The organism is Gemmatimonadota bacterium (assembly GCA_026706845.1).
In the GTDB taxonomy this organism is placed as follows: domain Bacteria; phylum Latescibacterota; class UBA2968; order UBA2968; family UBA2968; genus VXRD01.
The window spans coordinates 21,253-39,001 of the sequence record JAPOXY010000215.1 but is presented as its reverse complement, the minus strand read 5'-3'; the positions used below and the strand labels follow the sequence as shown (position 1 = coordinate 39,001).

15 protein-coding genes are annotated in these 17,749 nt (G+C 54.0%); 12 read left to right on the top strand and 3 right to left on the bottom strand.

The genetic code is table 11. The annotated features are described in order from the left end of the window. The 11 genes from OXG87_19750 to OXG87_19700 form a co-directional block, all read left to right on the top strand. On the top strand, nt 1-1,721 hold a 1,721-nt coding region (locus OXG87_19750; GenBank protein ID MCY3871789.1), incomplete at its 5' end, for a hypothetical protein. Nucleotides 1,722-1,795: 74 nt separating this feature from the next. Further along, complete coding sequence (locus OXG87_19745) at nt 1,796-3,778, top strand: hypothetical protein (GenBank protein ID MCY3871788.1); 1,983 nt, start codon at nt 1,796-1,798, stop codon at nt 3,776-3,778. Beyond that, the gene (locus OXG87_19740) at nt 3,771-7,094 is read left to right on the top strand and encodes an FG-GAP-like repeat-containing protein (protein ID MCY3871787.1); all 3,324 of its coding nucleotides are present in this window, start codon (nt 3,771-3,773) and stop codon (nt 7,092-7,094) included. Before OXG87_19745 ends, OXG87_19740 begins: the two co-directional genes overlap by 8 nt. Further along, nucleotides 7,091-8,881 (top strand): CRTAC1 family protein, encoded by a 1,791-nt coding sequence (locus tag OXG87_19735; GenBank protein MCY3871786.1) that lies wholly within the window; start codon nt 7,091-7,093, stop codon nt 8,879-8,881. Before OXG87_19740 ends, OXG87_19735 begins: the two co-directional genes overlap by 4 nt. 1 nt (nt 8,882) lies before the next feature. Beyond that, on the top strand, nt 8,883-9,698 hold the full coding sequence (locus OXG87_19730) for a hypothetical protein (GenBank protein MCY3871785.1): 816 nt from the start codon (nt 8,883-8,885) through the stop codon (nt 9,696-9,698). A gap of 14 nt (nt 9,699-9,712) precedes the next feature. Then, on the top strand, nt 9,713-10,444 hold the full coding sequence (locus OXG87_19725; protein ID MCY3871784.1) for a sulfite exporter TauE/SafE family protein: 732 nt from the start codon (nt 9,713-9,715) through the stop codon (nt 10,442-10,444). Between the two features lie 8 nt (nt 10,445-10,452). Then, nucleotides 10,453-10,995 carry a CDP-alcohol phosphatidyltransferase family protein gene (locus tag OXG87_19720; GenBank protein ID MCY3871783.1) on the top strand — a complete coding sequence of 181 codons (543 nt, stop codon included), beginning with the start codon at nt 10,453-10,455 and terminating at the stop codon, nt 10,993-10,995. Nucleotides 10,996-11,005: 10 nt separating this feature from the next. Beyond that, the gene (locus OXG87_19715; GenBank protein MCY3871782.1) at nt 11,006-11,680 is read left to right on the top strand and encodes a TIGR04283 family arsenosugar biosynthesis glycosyltransferase; all 675 of its coding nucleotides are present in this window, start codon (nt 11,006-11,008) and stop codon (nt 11,678-11,680) included. A 5-nt stretch (nt 11,681-11,685) separates the two neighbouring features. Continuing rightward, nucleotides 11,686-12,582 carry an aldo/keto reductase gene (locus OXG87_19710; GenBank protein ID MCY3871781.1) on the top strand — a complete coding sequence of 299 codons (897 nt, stop codon included), beginning with the start codon at nt 11,686-11,688 and terminating at the stop codon, nt 12,580-12,582. Nucleotides 12,583-12,585: 3 nt separating this feature from the next. Continuing rightward, nucleotides 12,586-13,626, top strand: a complete 1,041-nt coding sequence (locus OXG87_19705; GenBank protein MCY3871780.1) for a Gfo/Idh/MocA family oxidoreductase — start codon at nt 12,586-12,588, stop codon at nt 13,624-13,626. 2 nt (nt 13,627-13,628) lie between these two features. Then, nucleotides 13,629-15,026, top strand: coding sequence for an amidase (locus tag OXG87_19700; GenBank protein MCY3871779.1), 1,398 nt, complete (start codon nt 13,629-13,631; stop codon nt 15,024-15,026). Here OXG87_19700 and OXG87_19695 read toward each other — a convergent pair. From OXG87_19695 to OXG87_19685, 3 genes are read right to left on the bottom strand one after another with little or no spacing between them, the layout of a single operon-like run. After that, complete coding sequence (locus OXG87_19695) at nt 15,013-15,978, bottom strand: ABC transporter substrate-binding protein (GenBank protein MCY3871778.1); 966 nt, start codon at nt 15,976-15,978, stop codon at nt 15,013-15,015. The two genes, OXG87_19700 and OXG87_19695, sit on opposite strands and share 14 nt — an antisense overlap. A 13-nt stretch (nt 15,979-15,991) precedes the next feature. Beyond that, entirely contained in the window at nt 15,992-16,774 is a 783-nt protein-coding gene (locus OXG87_19690) for an ABC transporter permease (GenBank protein MCY3871777.1), read from the bottom strand. Then, nucleotides 16,771-17,145, bottom strand: coding sequence for a hypothetical protein (locus OXG87_19685; protein ID MCY3871776.1), 375 nt, complete (start codon nt 17,143-17,145; stop codon nt 16,771-16,773). The genes OXG87_19690 and OXG87_19685 overlap by 4 nt, the downstream gene beginning before the upstream one ends. A 149-nt stretch (nt 17,146-17,294) precedes the next feature. On the opposite strand from OXG87_19685, the gene OXG87_19680 reads away from it, so the two are divergent. Then, on the top strand, nt 17,295-17,663 hold the full coding sequence (locus OXG87_19680; protein MCY3871775.1) for a polymer-forming cytoskeletal protein: 369 nt from the start codon (nt 17,295-17,297) through the stop codon (nt 17,661-17,663). Nucleotides 17,664-17,749 lie beyond the last annotated feature (86 nt).

Sequence of the window (17,749 nt, the reverse complement as noted above, 5' to 3'; positions counted from 1 at the left end):
CGGATTTGCTGGTGGCGTTGACGATGGGGTTGGCCAGCGCGGTGATTCCGGCGGCGGACGGACTGCCGGGGTATTTGTTGGGGATTCTTGCAGCGCCATTTTATTTTGCCACGCCGGAGAATGGGTGGGCACCTTATCTGCACAATCACATCAGGCCGTGGATGGCGCCCTCGGAAGACAGGCGGGCGATGACATGGTTTTTTGAGGGATTACCACCCGGACAGGCTGTGCCGTGGGGAGAGTGGGTTTTGCCACTGTTCTGGTGGTTGAGTTTTATCGGTGCAGCGGCGTGTGTGTCAATCTGTCTGGCGGTTTTGTTGCGGCGGCAGTGGGTGGATCACGAGCGATTGGTCTATCCGCTGGCAAATGTAGCGGTAGATCTGGTCTCGGCGCCAAAACACGGGATACGGATGATTGGGGGTAGGTTATTCTGGGCGGGGGCTGTGACGGGATTTGGGATGATTGCCTGGAATATCCTGTCGTATTTTTCTCCTGGAGCACCTAAATTCCCCACGGGCAGTTACCGGTCTGGAACGTCGCTGCCACTGGGCCGCAATTTTCCGGGAATCCGGATCAAACTCAATCTGTTTACGATCGGGTTTGTGTATTTTGCCAACTTGGAAGTGTTGTTTAGCGTCTGGTTTTTTTATGTGTTGAATGTATTCCAGGTGGGTATCTTAAGGCGGCTGGGATTTGATTTGAATATCTCCGACAGTTGGGGATCGTCATACGAAGTGGCTGGCTGGGAGGGATTCGGGGCGTTGACCGTGTTTGTGGGCTGGGGGTTGTGGATTGCCCGGAGGCACTTTTACGCCGCATTCCGCAGTGCTTTTAGAGGGGATCAGGACGCCGGAGATTCGGACGAGATGATGGGCTACCGGTCGGCGGTATGGGGGATGTTTATAGGATTGGGTTATCTGGTGTTGTGGTTACACGCGGGGGGAATGGCCTATGGCGTAGCCATTTTGTGTGTTTTAGCAACGCTGGTGACGTATGTGGGAGTCGCCAAGATCGTGGCGGAGACAGGGTTGATTTATGTGCGCACTCCGTTGAGCGGTCAGGCTTTTACGATGGCTACTCTGGGGACGCGTACCCTGTCGGGGGCGACGATGACGGCATTGGCATTTTCCTATGCGCTGATTTCCTACCGGGGACTGTTTATGCCCGGGTTGGTACACGGGGCACGGCTGGCAGATTTTGTGCGTGGCAATCGACGGCTTCTGCTCTGGGCTGTGGTATTTGGCCTGGCGCTGAGTGCAGTAGTATCGCTTGTATTAACGCTTCACCTGGCATACGTCCACGGAGCCTATCATTTTGATGTGTGGCCCTATCGAAGTGGGAACAAAGCGGCGTTTAATGCGGCAGTTGCCAAGATGAAGACGCCACAGGGTACAGACAGTATTCGACTGATGCTGTTCGGCATCGGTGCCGCGCTGATGGGACTGCTGAGTTTTTTGCGTTACCGGTTTCCGAGGTGGCCGCTTCACCCGATTGGGCTGACCATTCCCGGCACTAATTTTACACGAGAACTGGCGTTTTCGGCCTTTCTGGTTTGGGCGATCAAGGGATTGTTGCTGAAGGGCGGGGGGATGGTGTTGTACCGCCAGTGGCAGCCTTTTTTTATAGGTCTGTTGGTTGGATATGCCCTGGCAGTAACGCTGTCTTTTGTGGTGGATATGGTCTGGTTTCCGGGACAGGGGCATGTGGTGCATGTATTTTGAGTTCGGGTTTATTGATGGTATGATAAGATATATCGCGTCGATGTAATTTCCAATTTTTTAACCGGGAGGAAGACATGGCAAGCAATGAACAATTGCTGGCAGAGATTGATCTGGCGGGATGTCCGCTGGGGACGGTGCTGGATAAGACAGAGCCGGATCAGAGTATCGAGGAGCAATATTTCAAGGGCTGGGGGAATGCGCTGGTCGCACCCCCCAAGTGGAATATGCTGAGTAATTACCGGGTGGTGAAAGATGGGGACACAGAGGTGTTGGAGCACACTGCCAAGTCGGATCGGTGCCTGATAGCGGGTGAGCCGCTGTGGGGGGATTACACGGTGGAAGCGCAGGTGCGGCAGTTGAACGCATATACCCAGCCGGGCAATGACGATCCCCACGCGATTGTCGCCCGGTCGGGGGTTATGGTGCGGTATCAGGACCTGAGGCGGTATTATTATTTTTGTATGGAGGGGTTTGATCGGTTTGTGCTCTATCGGAGAGAAGACGAGGCCTGGACGATGCTGGCGGATCTGCCCAATGGATTTGATAGGGGGCAGTATTACACGCTAAAAGTGGTGTGTGAGGGCGAGCGGTTTGCGTGTTATGTGAATGGCGAGCAGGCGTTTGTAGCGTATGACGATCGGTTTCCCACGGGGAAGGTGGGCGTGCGTACAAATACGCGGAGTCGCATGCGCGCGGTGCGCGTTACAACATCTGCCAATGCCGCGTATGTGAGCCGCTTGGACGCATATCAAAAAGAGGTAGCAGAGGAGGCTGAGAAGTATCCGAAGCCCGTGCTGTGGAAGCGGATTGATATCGGCGAGTTCTGGCCGTGTGAGGCCCGATACGGCGATTTTAGAGGGGCAGGGCAAAAGGAAATTGTGTTGCAGAAGGAGACGGATGAAGGCGTGCGCGTCGTGTGCTTGAATTTTGATGGGGACGTGCAATACGATCGGACTTTTCCCGCTGCAAAAGGGCTGCAAAGGTCTGTGGTTCACGATCTGGATGGGGATGGAGTGGAAGATTTTATCGGTATTGAGGATGACAGGTTAAAGCTGGTGAGCGGAAAGTCTGGTGAGGTGACGGCGGAAACAGAACTGCCGAGGACGGGACCGTATCGGGGATACAGGAATGCGAGCATGGGAGATGTTTTGCATTCGCTCCGGGTGATCTGGCCGTGTAAAATTAGAAAGACGGAGAAGGCACAGGATTTGATTTTGCGGGATGGGGATGGCGCAGGCACCGGGTATTCGATCTGGGCATTTGACGAAAATCTGAACTTGCGCTGGCGACAGGACGCGCACAATGCGTGGTACGGGATGTATATCTGGTTTTACGATGTGGATGGCGACGGGCGGGATGAAATTTTGCCCGGTTACGATCTGTACGATGGGGATGGAAATCATCTCTGGACAATGGAGGGGTCGGAGTACATCGAGGACTCTGGCGGTGCAGGGCATATTGACCACGCTTCTTTTGGGGAGTTGGATGGGGATGAGAGCAATGGGCCAGAGGTCGGGATTGCGGGGAGCGATCCGGGGTTTTTCCTGGTGGATGCGCGGGATGGCTCTTTGTTGAGTCACCTCCGCTATGGGCATGTGCAGGGGATTTACGCGGGGAATTTTAGACCCGATTTGCCGGGGTTGGAGATGTGGATGGGCGATCGGTGGGGAACGTATGGGATTATGAATCTGGTGAGTGGGCAGGGGGATCCGCTGTCCCGGATGGAGCCGGATAACATGAGCCAGGGAGGACCGGCTGTGAACTGGGCAGGCGACGGGCAAGAGTTGTTGTTTATCAGTACCAGCGCGGAATCATTCGGGTTTTACGATGCAGAGTGTCGCAAGGTGATCAAACCCGTGTGCGAGGGCGTGCCATTCGATTGGGCAGGCGGGGTCGTGGAAGATGTGGTGGGGGATTCGAGGGATGAGATTACGTATGTGCACGAGGGTGCCATTTATATTTTGACGCAGGATACACCGTATAAGGGCGATAAGATCTACGCGCCTGAGCGGCGGATGGATATTTCGATACCGGGATGGAAGGAGCACGATGCTTGATATTCGTCGCACGATCGGGTTGTTGATGGTGTTGAGTTTTGGATGCGGAGACGAGGAGATGGCTACGCCATCTGCGGATTATGTCTCCGCATTCTATACGGGTGTGTTCGCGCTGGAGGTGGGGGCTTTTGACCGGGCGGATGCCAGTTTGAGCCGCGCTCTCACAATGGAATCCGATGAGCCAGCTGCGTGGGCAAATCGTGGGGTGTTGCGGTTGCGGCGCGGGGATTACGACGGGGCTGCAAAAGACCTGAAGACAGCGCGTTCACTGATGCCCGAAAGTGGCGATATTGTGATGTTGCAGGGCCTGGTTGAGCGCAGTAGGGGACAATCCGATGCTGCTATCGCGTTTTTCGAGGAAGCGGCGCAACAGGGGCTTGTGAAGGCGCAGTACGCGTTGATGAAGGAGGTTGAGCGACGGGGAGGAGCAGGGAGTGAGGAAGAGGTCTGGGCGCAGTTAGAAGTCCTGATCAGACAGGTGCCGGATAATCCCGCGCTGTGGGTTGAGTGGGCGAGACAGGCGGGCAAACGGGGCGATGAAGAGGCTCTGCGCGCATCGGTGGAGACGTTGGGCGAGTGGGCGGAAGGCTGGCCGGATGCGGCGCAGGTGCAGTTGCGCAGTTTGAGGGGAGAGATGGAAGGGGGGAGTGAGGTAGCTGTGCAAGCGATGTTTTTGCACAATGTGTTGTTGCGCGATCCGGTGTATCGGCGCGCGCTGGATGCGCTGATTGTGCCGGCTGAACGCCTGGGAGATCCTATAGTTAAATTTTTGAAGTTCAGTATGCCCCAGGCTATGCCAGCGCCTGCGGATTTGAACATGCACTTTGAACCCGAACCCGTTGCGGGTTTGGAGGGAAGTGATTGGCAGGTGCTCAAGCCTTTCTGGTCCAAAGAAGAGGTAGAGGTGGTTGCGGCGAGTGTTTCTCAAGTGCGGGGGATGGAGGGGATTGCGCTCGATTTTCCAGATGTGTCGGGTATGGATGGGATGCTGACAGTTGATTGGAATAACGATTTTGCGTTAGATCTGGCGCTGGTGGGGGCAGAGGGTTTTCGATTGTTCCGGCGCGCTGAGGATGGCGGGGTTGAGGATGTGACTGATTCCATCGGGTTGGACGAAGAAGAGATAGCTGGTGTGTGGGGAGCGGATGTAGAGATGGATGGGGATGTCGATTTTGTGTTGGGGCGTTCTACAGGACCACCTCTCGTGTTGCAAAACAATGGGGATGGTTCGTTTGTGGCGCGGGAACCTTTCGGTAATGTAGATGGTCTGAGGGGTTTTGTGTGGGTAGATTGCGATGGAGATGGAGATCCCGATGCGGCGATGCTGGATCGGGAAGGGCAGTTGATCGAGGCGATTAACGAGCGGGCGGGTGTATTTACGCCGGGGGCGAAGAAGGCGGTGAATGGGGTTGCCCTGAGCGCGGGAGATCTGGATCGAGATGGGCGTTTAGAGCGCGTGGTTATAGATCGAGATGGCGCTGTGATGGCTGTGTCGCAAGGGGAGATGCGCACGCTGATTCAGGGTGATTCAACCGCTGGTCCTGCTCCTCTTCTCATAGCGGATCTGGATAATAATGGCGCGCTGGATCTGGTGTTTGGTAAGCGCGCCTTTCTGGCGTCGGAAGAGGCTTACCATTCTCTGGATCTGCAGGCGCGCGTGACTGGTGTGGCGGATTTGACAGGCGATGGTCGGCTCGATTTGCTGGGTGTCTCGGATGGAGGCGAGGCGTTACAATTGGTGAATCGGGGCGATTTGGCGTATCATTGGCAGGCGATTCGTCCCGTGGGCGGTAGGGCTTTTGGCGATGGGCGGATCAATGCACTGGGTCTGGGGGCAGAAGTGGAATTGCGTTCGGGTGCGTTCTATCAGAAGCAAGTGGTGACGGATCCGGTGGTGCATTTTGGGTTGGGGACTTATACGGGGGCAGATCTCGTGCGGATTGTGTGGCCCAATGGGATGCCTCAGGTGGAGTTCGATCTGGAGGTGGATCAGGTGGCGCGTGCTGTACAGCGGTTGAAGGGGTCGTGCCCCTGGGTGTTTGCGCACAATGGATCGGAGATGGTGTTTGTAACGGATTTTCTGTGGCGGTCACCTCTGGGGATGCGGATTAATGCTCAGGTGGTTGCAGGTATTGATCAGACGGAAGATTGGGTGAAGGTTAGAGGCGATCAGCTAATTGCACAAAATGGGGTGTACGATATACGGATTACGGGTGAACTGTGGGAGACGCATTTTGTCGATTGGGTGTCTCTCGTTGCAGTTGATCACCCCGAGGGGACGGCGATTTTTGTGGATGAGCGTTTTGCCCGGGTTGCGCCATCGCTTGAGATTTACGCGACTACGCAGCCCCAGTCATTTGCTGTTGTGAAAGATGATCGGGGGCGCGATGTGACCGATAGGGTGCGGGCGCGGGATGGACAGTATGTGGATACTTTTGGGCGGGGTATTTATCAAGGGGTGACGCGAGAGCACTATGTGGAGGTGGAGGTGGGAGACGATGTGCCCAGAGGAGGACCTTTGTGGCTGGTTGGTCAGGGATGGATTCATCCGACGGATAGTTCGATCAATGTGGCGCTGGGACAGGGTAGCCATCCGCCGCCTCAGGGCCTTTCTCTGCATGTATTTGACGGAGCTGATTGGCGCGTCGCGCATCCAGATCTGGGTTTTCCAGCCGGGAAGCGCAAGACGGTGTTGATCGATCTGAGTGGCGTTTTTTCGCGAGATGTTCCCCGAAAATTTAGATTACAGACCAATCTGGAGATTTATTGGGATCGTTTGGCGTGGGCCGTGCCGCTTGAAGACAGTGTGATGACGGTTCAATCTGTGCCTTTGGCGCGTGCGCAGTTGCGTTATCGCGGGTTTTCACAGGTGGCGGAGGCAGATGCGAGTTCGCCCGAGGTGCCGGATTATCACGCGCTTGGCGGGACTTCTCAGATGTGGCGAGATCTCGTGGGATATTACACGCGATATGGAGATGTAGAGCCGTTGCTGACACAGGTCGATGACCGATATGCGATTGTGAATGCGGGAGATGAAATCCAGTTGCTGTTTGTGGCTTTGCCCGATCCTGGAGAACTGGTGCGGGATTTTGTTTTGAAAGGCGATGGATGGGTTAAGGATGGCGATTATAATACGGCTTTTTCAACGACGGTGTTGCCCTTGCCTGCGCATGGGGTTTTGTCTTATGATCGCGTGCCTGCAACACTTGAAGATGATCCGGTGTTTAAGCGCAATGCAGAGGACTGGCAGCGGTTTCACACGCGGTATGTGACGCCCGAGTGGTTTGATCGCGCGCTGAGGAATGACAGGCCATGAAAGACAGCGGGATAGAGGAGAGGCATCCCAATCGCGTCGTGCGGATTCTGGTGGTGCTGTTTTTTGGGCTATTGCTGGTGGCGCTGGGCGCGATGAAGTGGGGGGGATGGCAGGTGGAGAAAGTGAGTGGCACGAGCTCTGAACGATATGGATTCCATCTCAAGGAAGTTGGAAAACAGGTGGGGATCGATTTTGTACATGAAGCGCCTGTGCTGGATGCAAAGCTGGATCATATTATGCCGATTATCGCGTCGATGGGCGCGGCAGTGTCGGTGGTGGATTACGACCGGGATGGCTGGCAGGATTTGTATGTGACCAGTAGTCGGAAGGGCAGTTTGAACCGGCTGTATCGCAATTTGGGAGGGATGGGTTTTGAAGATGTGGCTGCTGCAATGGGTGTGGCGGATGTGAATTGGGCGGGCGTGAGTATGGGGTCTGTGTGGGGGGATTACGACAACGATGGGTTCGAAGATTTGTTTTTGTATAAATGGGGCCGTCCGGAATTGTTTCGCAATCGGGAGGGGAAGGTGTTTGAGCGCGTGACGGAAACAGCGGGTTTGCCCAGGTGGATCAATGCAGGGAGTGCAATTTGGGTAGATTACGACTGCGACGGGTATCTGGATATTTTTGTGGCGGGGTACTGGCCCGAGTCCCTGAATTTGTGGGATTTGGAGACCACGCGGATGATGCCGGAGAGTTTTGAATACGCGAATAATGGGGGGCGGAAGTATTTGTTGCGGAATTTGGGCGATGGGACATTTAAAGATGTGACGATGAAGGTCGGGATCGCGAGCAGGAGGTGGACACTGGCGGTAGGGGCGGCGGATTTGAACAGCTCCGGGTTTCCCGATCTGTTTTTGTCCAATGATTACGGGATTTCCGAGTTGTATGTGAACGAGGGCGGAAAACGGTTTGTCGAGATGGGAGAGCAAGCCGGGGTGGGCCGCCAGCCAAAGAGCGGGATGAATGCCGCATTTGGCGATGTGCTGAATCGGGGAGATCTGGCAATTTACGAGACCAATATTTCTCAGGCTGGCGTTCTCATTCAGGGGAATAATTTGTGGGTGCCCATGGGGGGCGAGACCTTGCGGTTTGAAAATTTGGCCGGGGCGATGGGCGTGGATCTGGGCGGGTGGAGTTTTGGCGCGCAGTTTGGAGATTTGAACAACGATGGGGCGCTGGATCTCGTTTTGACCAATGGGTATGTTTCGGCAGATGGAAATGGGAATTACTGGTACGATTTTTCCCAGGTGGCGGGCGGGCATAGCGCGATTATTTCTGATGCAAAAAACTGGCCGCCGATGCGGGGCAGGAGCCTGGCAGGCCATCAGACCAAGTGCGTTTGGGTGAACGACGGAGTGGGACAATTTGTCGAGGTGGCACAGACAGTGGGGGTTCGGGATCGATTTGACGGGCGGGCTGTGGCTCTGGTAGATCTGTGGAACCGGGGGGTGCTGGATGTGGTGGTGGCCAATCAGCGGGGACCGCTTTTGTTGTACCGCAATACAGTGCGGGCAGAGGCAAACTGGATTGGGTTCGATCTGGTTGGTCAGCAGAGCAATCGCAGTGCGATTGGGGCGCGGGTGCAGGTGTTCTGGAATGACGAGGTGCAGGTGCAGGAGGTGTTGGGCGGGAGTGGCTATGCCGCACAGAATCAACGCCCGCTGCATTTTGGGTTAGGCGAGGACGCGACGGTTGATAGCATTGCAATACGCTGGCCGTCGGGACAGGTACATATGTTTTACACGCCCGAGGTGCGGCGGGTACATCGGATTTTAGAGAATTGAAATGGATCGAGCGAGCGGGTTATGGAAGTCGGTCTGGACGGGGTTGCAAAGCCGCTATCTGTCACCGGCATTGATTACGTGCATTCTGATTGGAGGGCAGGTTACTTTTGGCTTTTTGGAGAGTTTGGGGCAGACGCTGACAGCTATCCTGAGTAGCGTGCTGACGGAATTTGCACTGGGGCGATTGACGTGGGGGGTGTGGCCGGGGCTGGTCAGTGCGTATATTACCGGGATCAGTGTGGGGATTTTGATCCGCTCGCCTCTGTTTTGGCCTTATGTGTTGTGCAGTGTGTTGTCTATTGCATCTAAGTATGTGTTGCGATGGCGCGGCAGGCATTTGTGGAATCCGTCCAATTTTGGGGTGAGTATTATGCTGTTTCTCGCCCCTGAAGTAGTGGCGGGGTTGAGTATCCAGTGGGGCAATACCCTGTGGACAATGGTAATCATCTGGATTCTGGGAAGTGCTGCGCTCTGGCGATTGAGGCGATTTCATATCTGCGCGGTATATGTTATTTCTTTTTTGGCTTTTGCTCTTATTCGCTGCTTGTTTACAGGACAGGCGTATTTGACGAGTATTGCGCCGATTACAGGACCGATGTATCAGTTGTTCATTTTTTTTATGATTACAGATCCCAGAACGACTGTGTTGACGCGAAAAGGGCAGTGCTTTGTCGCGTTTCTGGTGGCTTTTGTCGAGATGATTTTGCGTTTGAATGAAGCGATTTACGCGCCGTTTTACGCGCTGTTTCTGGTGGGACCTGCGGCGAATGCGTTTGAGATATGGCGAGGGGAGGCGAAGGGAACTGCTGATGGCTAAAACAGGTGGATTTTTTGGATATAATTGATTTTGTCGTGTTGGGGGTTGGTGGTTTTTTGATTGGTGTAATGCGCGCGGGATTTGGCGGTGGCATTGGTGTGGTGGCTGTGCCTGTTCTCGCGCTCGCAGTGCCCGCAAAGTCCGCACTGGGGCTGGTTTTGCCACTTTCTCTGGCAACCGATGTGATCAGTGCGCGGTACTATTGGGGACATTGGGTTGGAGACCATGTCAAGGCGTTGATGCCCGGCATGGTGCTGGGTATTTTGATTGGCGCCGGTATTCTGGATATTGTGCCAGAGGTCTGGTTTCGGCGCATGTTAGGCGCGCTGGCATGTATTTTTGCAGTGCTACAGACTCTGAGGGATCGGGTACTCGTCAATGTGAAACCGCCGGGGCCGTGGATGCGTTTTGGGGTTGGGGTGACTTTGGGGGTGGTTTCCACATTGGTTTCTGCGGGAGGCGTGATTTTGATGTTGTATTTGTTGCCGCAGGGTCTGGTCGGGCGCACGTTTGTGGGTACTGCATGGATTTTTGGCATTGTTTTGAATTTTTTGAAGTTGACGCCTTATGTTTTTTTGGGGTTGATTAATTTCCAGAGTCTGATGATGGATGTGTGGATGTTGCCGGCTTTGTTCCTGGGGGCTGCGGTCGGTTTGTTTTTGAATCGACGGTTGTCCCCAGTGTGGTTTAACCGCAGCGTGCTGGTTCTGGTGCTGGGAATTGGACTGAAATTGATGTTGTCATGAGGTATTGCATGGGAAGTACTGAACGAGATCGTTTCTGGACGCTGTCAAATGCCGTTAGTTTGTTGCGCGTGGTGCTGACTCTGCCCGCTATATGGCTTATTGCATTGGGGCCGGATTATGTATGGGAAGCTTTCGGCGTGGTGGTGGTGATGATTGTCAGCGATTGGATAGATGGGTGGCTCGCGCGCTGGCGGGATGAAATTTCACAGTGGGGGAAGATTCTCGATCCTCTGGCTGATAAAGTGGCTGTTGGTGCGATTACAATTGCCATGGTTGTGTTCAAAGATTTGCCCGTATGGCTGGTTGTGGTCGTTTTGTTGCGCGATGCGGTGATTTTTTTTGCGGGGATGTATCTGGTCAAGCGACACGATGTGTTATTGTCTTCTAATTTTTGGGGCAAGGTCACAACGCTGGTGCTGAGTGGGTTGCTTTTGGCCTATTTGTGGGATGCCGATGCGCTTAAATCCACGCTGATTGGTCTGAGTGTTGCGTTTCTCGTTGTTTCACTGATTAGTTATGGTCGGCAGTTTTTTGATGTATTAAAAAAGTAGCGGGGTCGATGTGCGGATCAGTGTGATTATTCCCGTTCTAAATGAAGAAGCTGTTATCGGTGCGTGTCTGGCGCAGTTTTGCGGTGTTGAGGATGTAGAACTGATTGTGGTAGATGGGGGAAGTGCGGATGACACGCAGAAGGTGGTTGCGGCGCGTGGTGGGGCACAATGGGTTCAGGTAGGGAAAGCAGGGCGAGCGTTGCAGATGAATGCCGGTGCAGAACGGGCGACGGGCGATGTGTTTTTGTTTTTGCACGCCGATACATTTTTGCCCTCTGATGGGTTGATGTTGATACGCGACTCACTGCGCATATCCGGCGTGGTGGGTGGGCGATTTCGGCTCGGGTTGTCGGAGAAGACGATTGGTTTTCGGTTGGTTGCGTTTTTTAGCACATTGCGCTCCCGATATTTGGGGATTACGTATGGCGATCAGGGTATTTATGTTCGGCGAGAGACTTTTAATGCTTTGGGGGGATTTCCATCCTTACAGTTGTTTGAGGATTCCGAGTTTTGCTCGCGTGTGGCGCGTGTGGGCAAATTTGTGATGCTCAATGCACGGGTATGCAGTTCCACGCGGCGGTGGCGCGAGTGGGGTTTTGTTCGCACTGTGGTAGAGATGTGGGTGTTGCGTATTCTCTATACGTTTTCTGTGTCGGATGTCACGTTGAGTCGATGGTATCGGTAATTAAAATGGAATACAGGATATTTGACAAGACGGGATGGGAGGTCAGTGAGATCGGGCTTGGCGGGTCGTGGTTCTACGGTCGCCCCGAGATGGGGCTAAAACCAGTGTCGCATGGTGTGGCGATAGTGGAACGAGCACTGGAATTGGGTGTGAATTATTTCGATACCGCGCCACTTTACGGGCGCGGGCGCAGCGAAGAGGTGCTGGGTGCCGCGCTGTCGGGTGTGCGAGAGCCGTATTATCTGGCGACAAAGGTGGGGTATTATCCCGAGCCGTTTGACTATACACGCGATTCCGTATGGCGTGGTCTCGATGCGAGTTTGAAGCGGTTAAAGCGCGATCATGTGCACCTTTTGCAGGTGCACGAAGCCGAAAAAGCCGGATGGCTCGGGTTGTTTGATGTGGGTCGCACTATAGAGGCGTTGTTAGAGATACAGTCTCAGGGAATTTGTGACTATATTGGGCTGACGGGTTCTGATCTGGGTTTGATGTCCCGGGTGCTCAAAGAGACCGATGTTTTTGTTTCGGTGATTACGTTTTGCAAGTACGATTTGCTGACGCAGGAGGCAACAGAGGAGTTGGTTCCCACAGCAGCAGCAGAAGGCGTTGCCGTGATTTGCGCTTCGCCACTGCACGCGGGGTTGTTGGGTTCAAAACGGGATCAGTGGATGGCACAGGGGCGATTTGCCGATTTGTATGATGATCTAATACGGGTGGAGAAAATTGTTGAAGGTGTGGATGAATCTCTGACGCGCACGGCTTTGCGCTATTTGTTGTCGGACAATCGGGTGTCAATGTTGCTGTGTGGGGTATCGGATATCGATGAGTTGGAGGATTGCGTGAGTGTGTCGGATGGCGGGCGATTATCCAGAGAAATGATTGCAGAGATTGAGGGGGGATAGTATATGCAACCCGTTCGCATAGGGATGATTGGATTGGGACATATTCCACAGAATGCACATTTGCCAGCCCTATCCCAATTGGTCGAAAAGGGCGAGGTGGTATTGCAGGCATTTTGCGATGTGGATCAGGGCGTTGTGTCTGAGCAGGCAAAGGTGTGGGGCGCGAGATCTGTTTATACAGATCATCGCGGGATGTTTGACAAAGAGGTATTGGATGGGGTTTATGTGTGTTTGCCCCCGGCCTTGCATACGGATGCGGAGTTGATCGCAGCAGAGAAGGGGATCGCCCTTTTTGTGGAGAAACCGCAAAGTTTGGATATGGCTCAGGCTGTGGCGTTTTGCGAGGCTATCGACCGCGCGGGTATTGTTTCTCAAGTGGGGTTCATGAGTCGATATTATCCTTCAGCTGAATATTTGAAGGCAATGCTCGAAGCGCGGGTGCCGCGGCATGCACAGGTGCAGTTGTTTTACAGCGGGCGTCATATCCGATACTGGACGAGTCGCATGGCCCTGTGTGGGGGATCGTATGTGGAAAATACCATTCACCTGATCGATCTGTTGCGTTTTTTTCTGGGGGATATCGAGGCGGTGTCGGCGTTTTATTTTTACCGTGGGGAAGGTGAGGGACCAGAGCCGATCAATATGCCGTATGTCTATAATGTAAATTATCGATTTAAGAGCGGTGTGGTTGCCAATGCGACGACATCGCGGGTGTTGACCAATGTGAATTATGCGCGGCGCGAGGTGACGGTGGTTGCCGATGACGCGCTTTTCGAGTGGTCGGCTCAAAATGTCGTGTTGAATGGCGAAGAAGTCGCGGCGTGGGATGGCCGTCCCAATGCGTTTGCGTTTCAGACAGAGGCATTTGTCGATGCGATACGCAAGGGAGATTGCACTGCGATGCGGAGTTCTTATGGCGATGCTCTGAACAGTCTGGCGGCTGTGCTGGGAGCCAATGCATCTGCCGAACGCGGTGGGGAGCTTGTGTTGTTAGAGGACATGATTGCCGGACGGGTGACGTGGTCGCCTGGAGAGGATGTCTGACTGTGGATATACATTTTGCAACCCTATCGGAATTGGGCGCGCGCTATCGGACGGGCGATGTGTCGCCGGTTGAGGTGGTGGATGCGTTGCTCAATCGCATTGACGAGTACGACGATCGGACAAAGGCGTTTATTACTGTTACGGCAGAACGCGCGCGCGCCGAGGCACAGGCGGCGGAGGCGATACTGCGATCGGAATCGGATTTGGGACCTTTGCACGGCATTCCAATCGCGCTTAAAGATTTGTTTTACACGGCGGGTATTCGCACGACTTCGGGTGCGAAAGTATGGAATACATTTGTACCAGAGGATTCGGCAACTGTCGCAAAGCGCCTTTCGCGGGCGGGTGCCGTGTTGATAGGTAAGACCAATATGGTGGAACTCGCGTTTGGGCCTTATGGTTTGAATCCCCATTACGGTACACCGCCCAATCCCTGGGGATCAGAACGCGTGCCAGGCGGGTCGAGCAGTGGGTCGGGGGTGGCTGTGGCGGCAGGGCTGGCACCTGTTGCGATGGGTACAGATACGGGCGGTTCTATTCGCATCCCGGCATCGTTTTGCGGTGTTGTGGGCCTCAAACCCACGCTGGAGCGGGTGAGCCGTGCTGGCGCGATGCCGCTTTCGTGGACGCTGGATAGCATGGGACCTTTGACGCGGTCTGTGGAAGATGCCGCACTGGTGCTTGAAGCGATTGCAGGACCTGATGCGGCTGATCCAGTGACGTTAAATCAGCCACTGGTGGATGTGGTTCGCGGGCTAAAGCGAGATGTGAAGGGGTTTCGCGTCGGATTTGTGCGCGATCCGTTTTGCGATGGGGCAGATGCTGTTGTTATTGCTTCGGTAGAAGCCGCAGCAGAGATTTTGTGTGAATTGGGGGTCGATGTGGAGGAAATGCAATTTCCCGAAGCGAGGGAAGAGTTAGACGAAGAACTCGAGGGACGCGGTAGTGCGATGATTATGTGCGTGGAGGGGTATGCGTGCCATGGGGATTTGATCGCCCGGCAGGGCGAGATGATGGATCCGCGCATTCGAGCGCGGATTGCACATGGCGCATCTTTTTCTGCGCCGGATTATGCCGCGGTTTTACAGCGGCGCGAAGCGTTGCGAATCTCGGCCCGCGAGACCCTGCGCGATGTGGATGCCGTGATTTGTCCGACGATGTTGACGGTTGCACCGCGTATTGCAGATGTGGATGTTGCGCCCGTCAGGTTGACAACGCGGCTGGTCAATTTTTTGGGTTTATGCGCGGTGTCGGTTCCCTGTGGATGGTCTGATGAGGCTTTGCCTATTGGCTTGCAGATTATTGGCAAGCCTTATGACGAGGCTCGGATTTTGCGCCTGGCTTATGCTTATGAGCAGGCGGTTGGTTCGCGGTTGGCTCCCGACTTCACTCAGGCATAAATGCCGTGGTGAAGAGCAGGTTGAGATCGACTTTTTGGTCGATCATGTCCAGGCTGTGGAGGATATCCTGTGTTTGTTGCCACTTTGCTTTTGTCTGCGCGCCCAGGCCCTGTTGTTGTGTGTCAGCACTCTGCAACAAGGGGATCAGATATTTGAAATTGGCGCGATTGAAGGCCTCGTCGCTTTCGGGACGCGCGGCCATGTAGGCTGCTACCGCATCTTTGGGATGATCGACGGCATGTTGCCATCCGCGCAGGCTCGCCCGCAAAAAGCGTTTGATCAGATCGGGATTTTCTTTGAGAAAAGACTCATTGGCAATGATATTGGTGCTATATACATCGATGCCGTAATCCGATAGGGCAAGACGGTTGACCGCGTGGCCCTGGAGTTCGACTGTGACGGGTTGGTCTTCTGTATATCCGAGCATGGCATCGACTTGACCTGCGAGGAGTGGTGCCGGGCTGGCTTCACTCATGCCCATGAGTTGTATGTCTTCTTCAGAGATATTCTGGTGGCGCAAGAAGGCTTGAAATTCGCGGTGTTTCGTGCCGCCGATATTGACGCCAATGCTTTTGCCGATTAGATCTGCAGGTGTTGTGATATTTTTTTCTACGAGCGAATAAACGACCACCGGGGTTTGCTGATTGATTACGGCGAGCGATACAATGGGGATGTCGCGCGCTCTTGCCATAACAGTTGCCGATCCGCTGGCTACGCCGAGTTTGTAGGTGCCGTTGCCCACGACGCGGGCCGCAGTGGGGGCACCACTGCCTTCGAGGATTTCGATTTCAAGACCCTCTTGTTCGTAAAACCCCTTTTGTTTGGCGACAAAAAAGCCCGCGTGTTCCATCTGCGCCTTCCAGTCGAGAATGAATTGTACTTTTGTTTTTTCTGTATCCGCACAGGATAGAGTGATGAGTGCAAGGGCAAGAGCGATGAATATTTTTTTCATGGGAATACTCCTTTTAGCGACCTATGGTTTCAACGGCACCGCCCCAGCGGCGCAGGGCTGTTTTCTCAAGGCCATCAACGAGCAGAAACAGGCCCGTGCCCATACATCCGAGTGCGAGCAGAGCGGCAAACATCAAATCGGTGGCGAGTTCTGAATTGGCGAGTCGAATGAGGTGGCCCAGACCCGCACTGGAGCCGACAAATTCGCCGACAACTGCGCCAATCACACTGAGCGTGATGCACATTTTGAGTGCGGCAAAAAGATAGGGAATGGCATTGGGCAGGCGCACTTTAAAAAAAACTTGTCGCTGGCTGGCCGAGAGCGAACGCATCAAGTCGAGGATGGATTTGTCAACGGATAAGAGACCGCGCGTGGTGTTGATCACAACGGGGAAAAAGGAAATGAGGCCCGCAATAATCACTTTGGGCAAAAGACCAAACCCAAACCAGATGACAAAGACAGGCGCCAGTGCCTCTTTGGGGAAGGTCTGGGTGGAGATGACCAGCGGATAGAGCATCCGTTCGATCAGGCGGGATCGGGCCATTGCTATGGCGCAGAGTAGCCCCGATGACGCGCCTGTAAAAAAGCCGCCGAGGGCTTCGGTGAGTGTGACGAGGCCATGAGAGAGCAGGAGGCGATGGGATGCGGCAAATTTGGACAGAATTTGAGAGGGCGGCGGGAGGATAAATGCAGCGAGGTCGAGGGCCCGCACGACTATTTCCCACAAGCCGAGCAGGAGGATGATAAACAGCCCTGAAAGGGCGTATTCTCGGGCAAAAAAACGAATTAGTTTCACAGGTCGAACAAGATGATTTGCGCGTGGAGAGAACCGGCCTGGCTGTGGTATTCGGGATTTTCATTCATCGCGAGAAATAGCGGGCCTTCGTAGGGAGAATAAAAATCGAAATAATTGCCCACTGAAAGAATGGGGCTGTCGCCAATGCGTCCAACGAGCGCTCCCACATTTGTGCCGGGCAAGAGATATTGTTCATCGGCGGGACGCCCTTCAATGCCATCGGGACCACACCAGACAATGGTGAGCGGACGCATCTCGGGAGACCAGAGGCCCTCTGCAGTGATAATTATGCGCTGGTCTTTTTGTATCTGGAGATACATTTCTTGCCACACGGCGTTTGGACGAACGGTTTTAGTAATTGTGAACGCCACAGTTTCTCCTTGGTTTTGGGTGAAAAACGGCTCGCAAAGTACGCCTGTAGAAAATACTTGTCAAGCGGAAAGTTCGAGAAAGAAATTGACTCGAAATGCAGAAGATTTATATTAGGTGCCCGTTGAAAAATTTTCAGGAGACGAGATCCGTGGATCGCAATACAAATTTTGACAAGACCATGAATACTATTATTGGGCGTGGGGCAGTTTCTGAAGGCCATTTTCAAATTGAGGCTGGCGTGCGTGTGGATGGGGTCTTAAAGGGAGAACTCGAGTCCTCCGGTACGCTGATTGTGGGGAAGTCGGGTGTTGTCGAGGCCAATGTGAAGGTGCGCGACGCATTGATCAGTGGGCGCATTGTGGGGAATCTGGTGGCTGAAGAGAAAGTGCATTTGCAGTCGCAAGCCACTTTTATTGGGAAAATTCAAACAGGCGTCTTGATCGTTGAAGATGGCGCTGTTTTTAAAGCCGACTGCGATGCGGGCAGTGAGGTACAGGAAGTTGATCACATCAGATGAGACAGAAGAGGCTCTGCGCGGGGAAGTGTAGAGCATTTTTTTTTTTTTTTTTAGCCCAGAGCGCCCGGTGTGAATACCGACTGCTC

Coding starts and splice junctions, on each gene's coding strand:
- OXG87_19745 (MCY3871788.1), top strand. CDS start 1,796: ATGGCAAGCAATGAACAATTGCTGGCAGAGATTGATCTGGCGGGATGT.
- OXG87_19710 (MCY3871781.1), top strand. CDS start 11,686: ATGGAATACAGGATATTTGACAAGACGGGATGGGAGGTCAGTGAGATC.
- OXG87_19730 (MCY3871785.1), top strand. CDS start 8,883: ATGGATCGAGCGAGCGGGTTATGGAAGTCGGTCTGGACGGGGTTGCAA.
- OXG87_19740 (MCY3871787.1), top strand. CDS start 3,771: ATGCTTGATATTCGTCGCACGATCGGGTTGTTGATGGTGTTGAGTTTT.
- OXG87_19695 (MCY3871778.1), bottom strand. CDS start 15,978: ATGAAAAAAATATTCATCGCTCTTGCCCTTGCACTCATCACTCTATCC.
- OXG87_19720 (MCY3871783.1), top strand. CDS start 10,453: ATGGGAAGTACTGAACGAGATCGTTTCTGGACGCTGTCAAATGCCGTT.
- OXG87_19705 (MCY3871780.1), top strand. CDS start 12,586: ATGCAACCCGTTCGCATAGGGATGATTGGATTGGGACATATTCCACAG.
- OXG87_19735 (MCY3871786.1), top strand. CDS start 7,091: ATGAAAGACAGCGGGATAGAGGAGAGGCATCCCAATCGCGTCGTGCGG.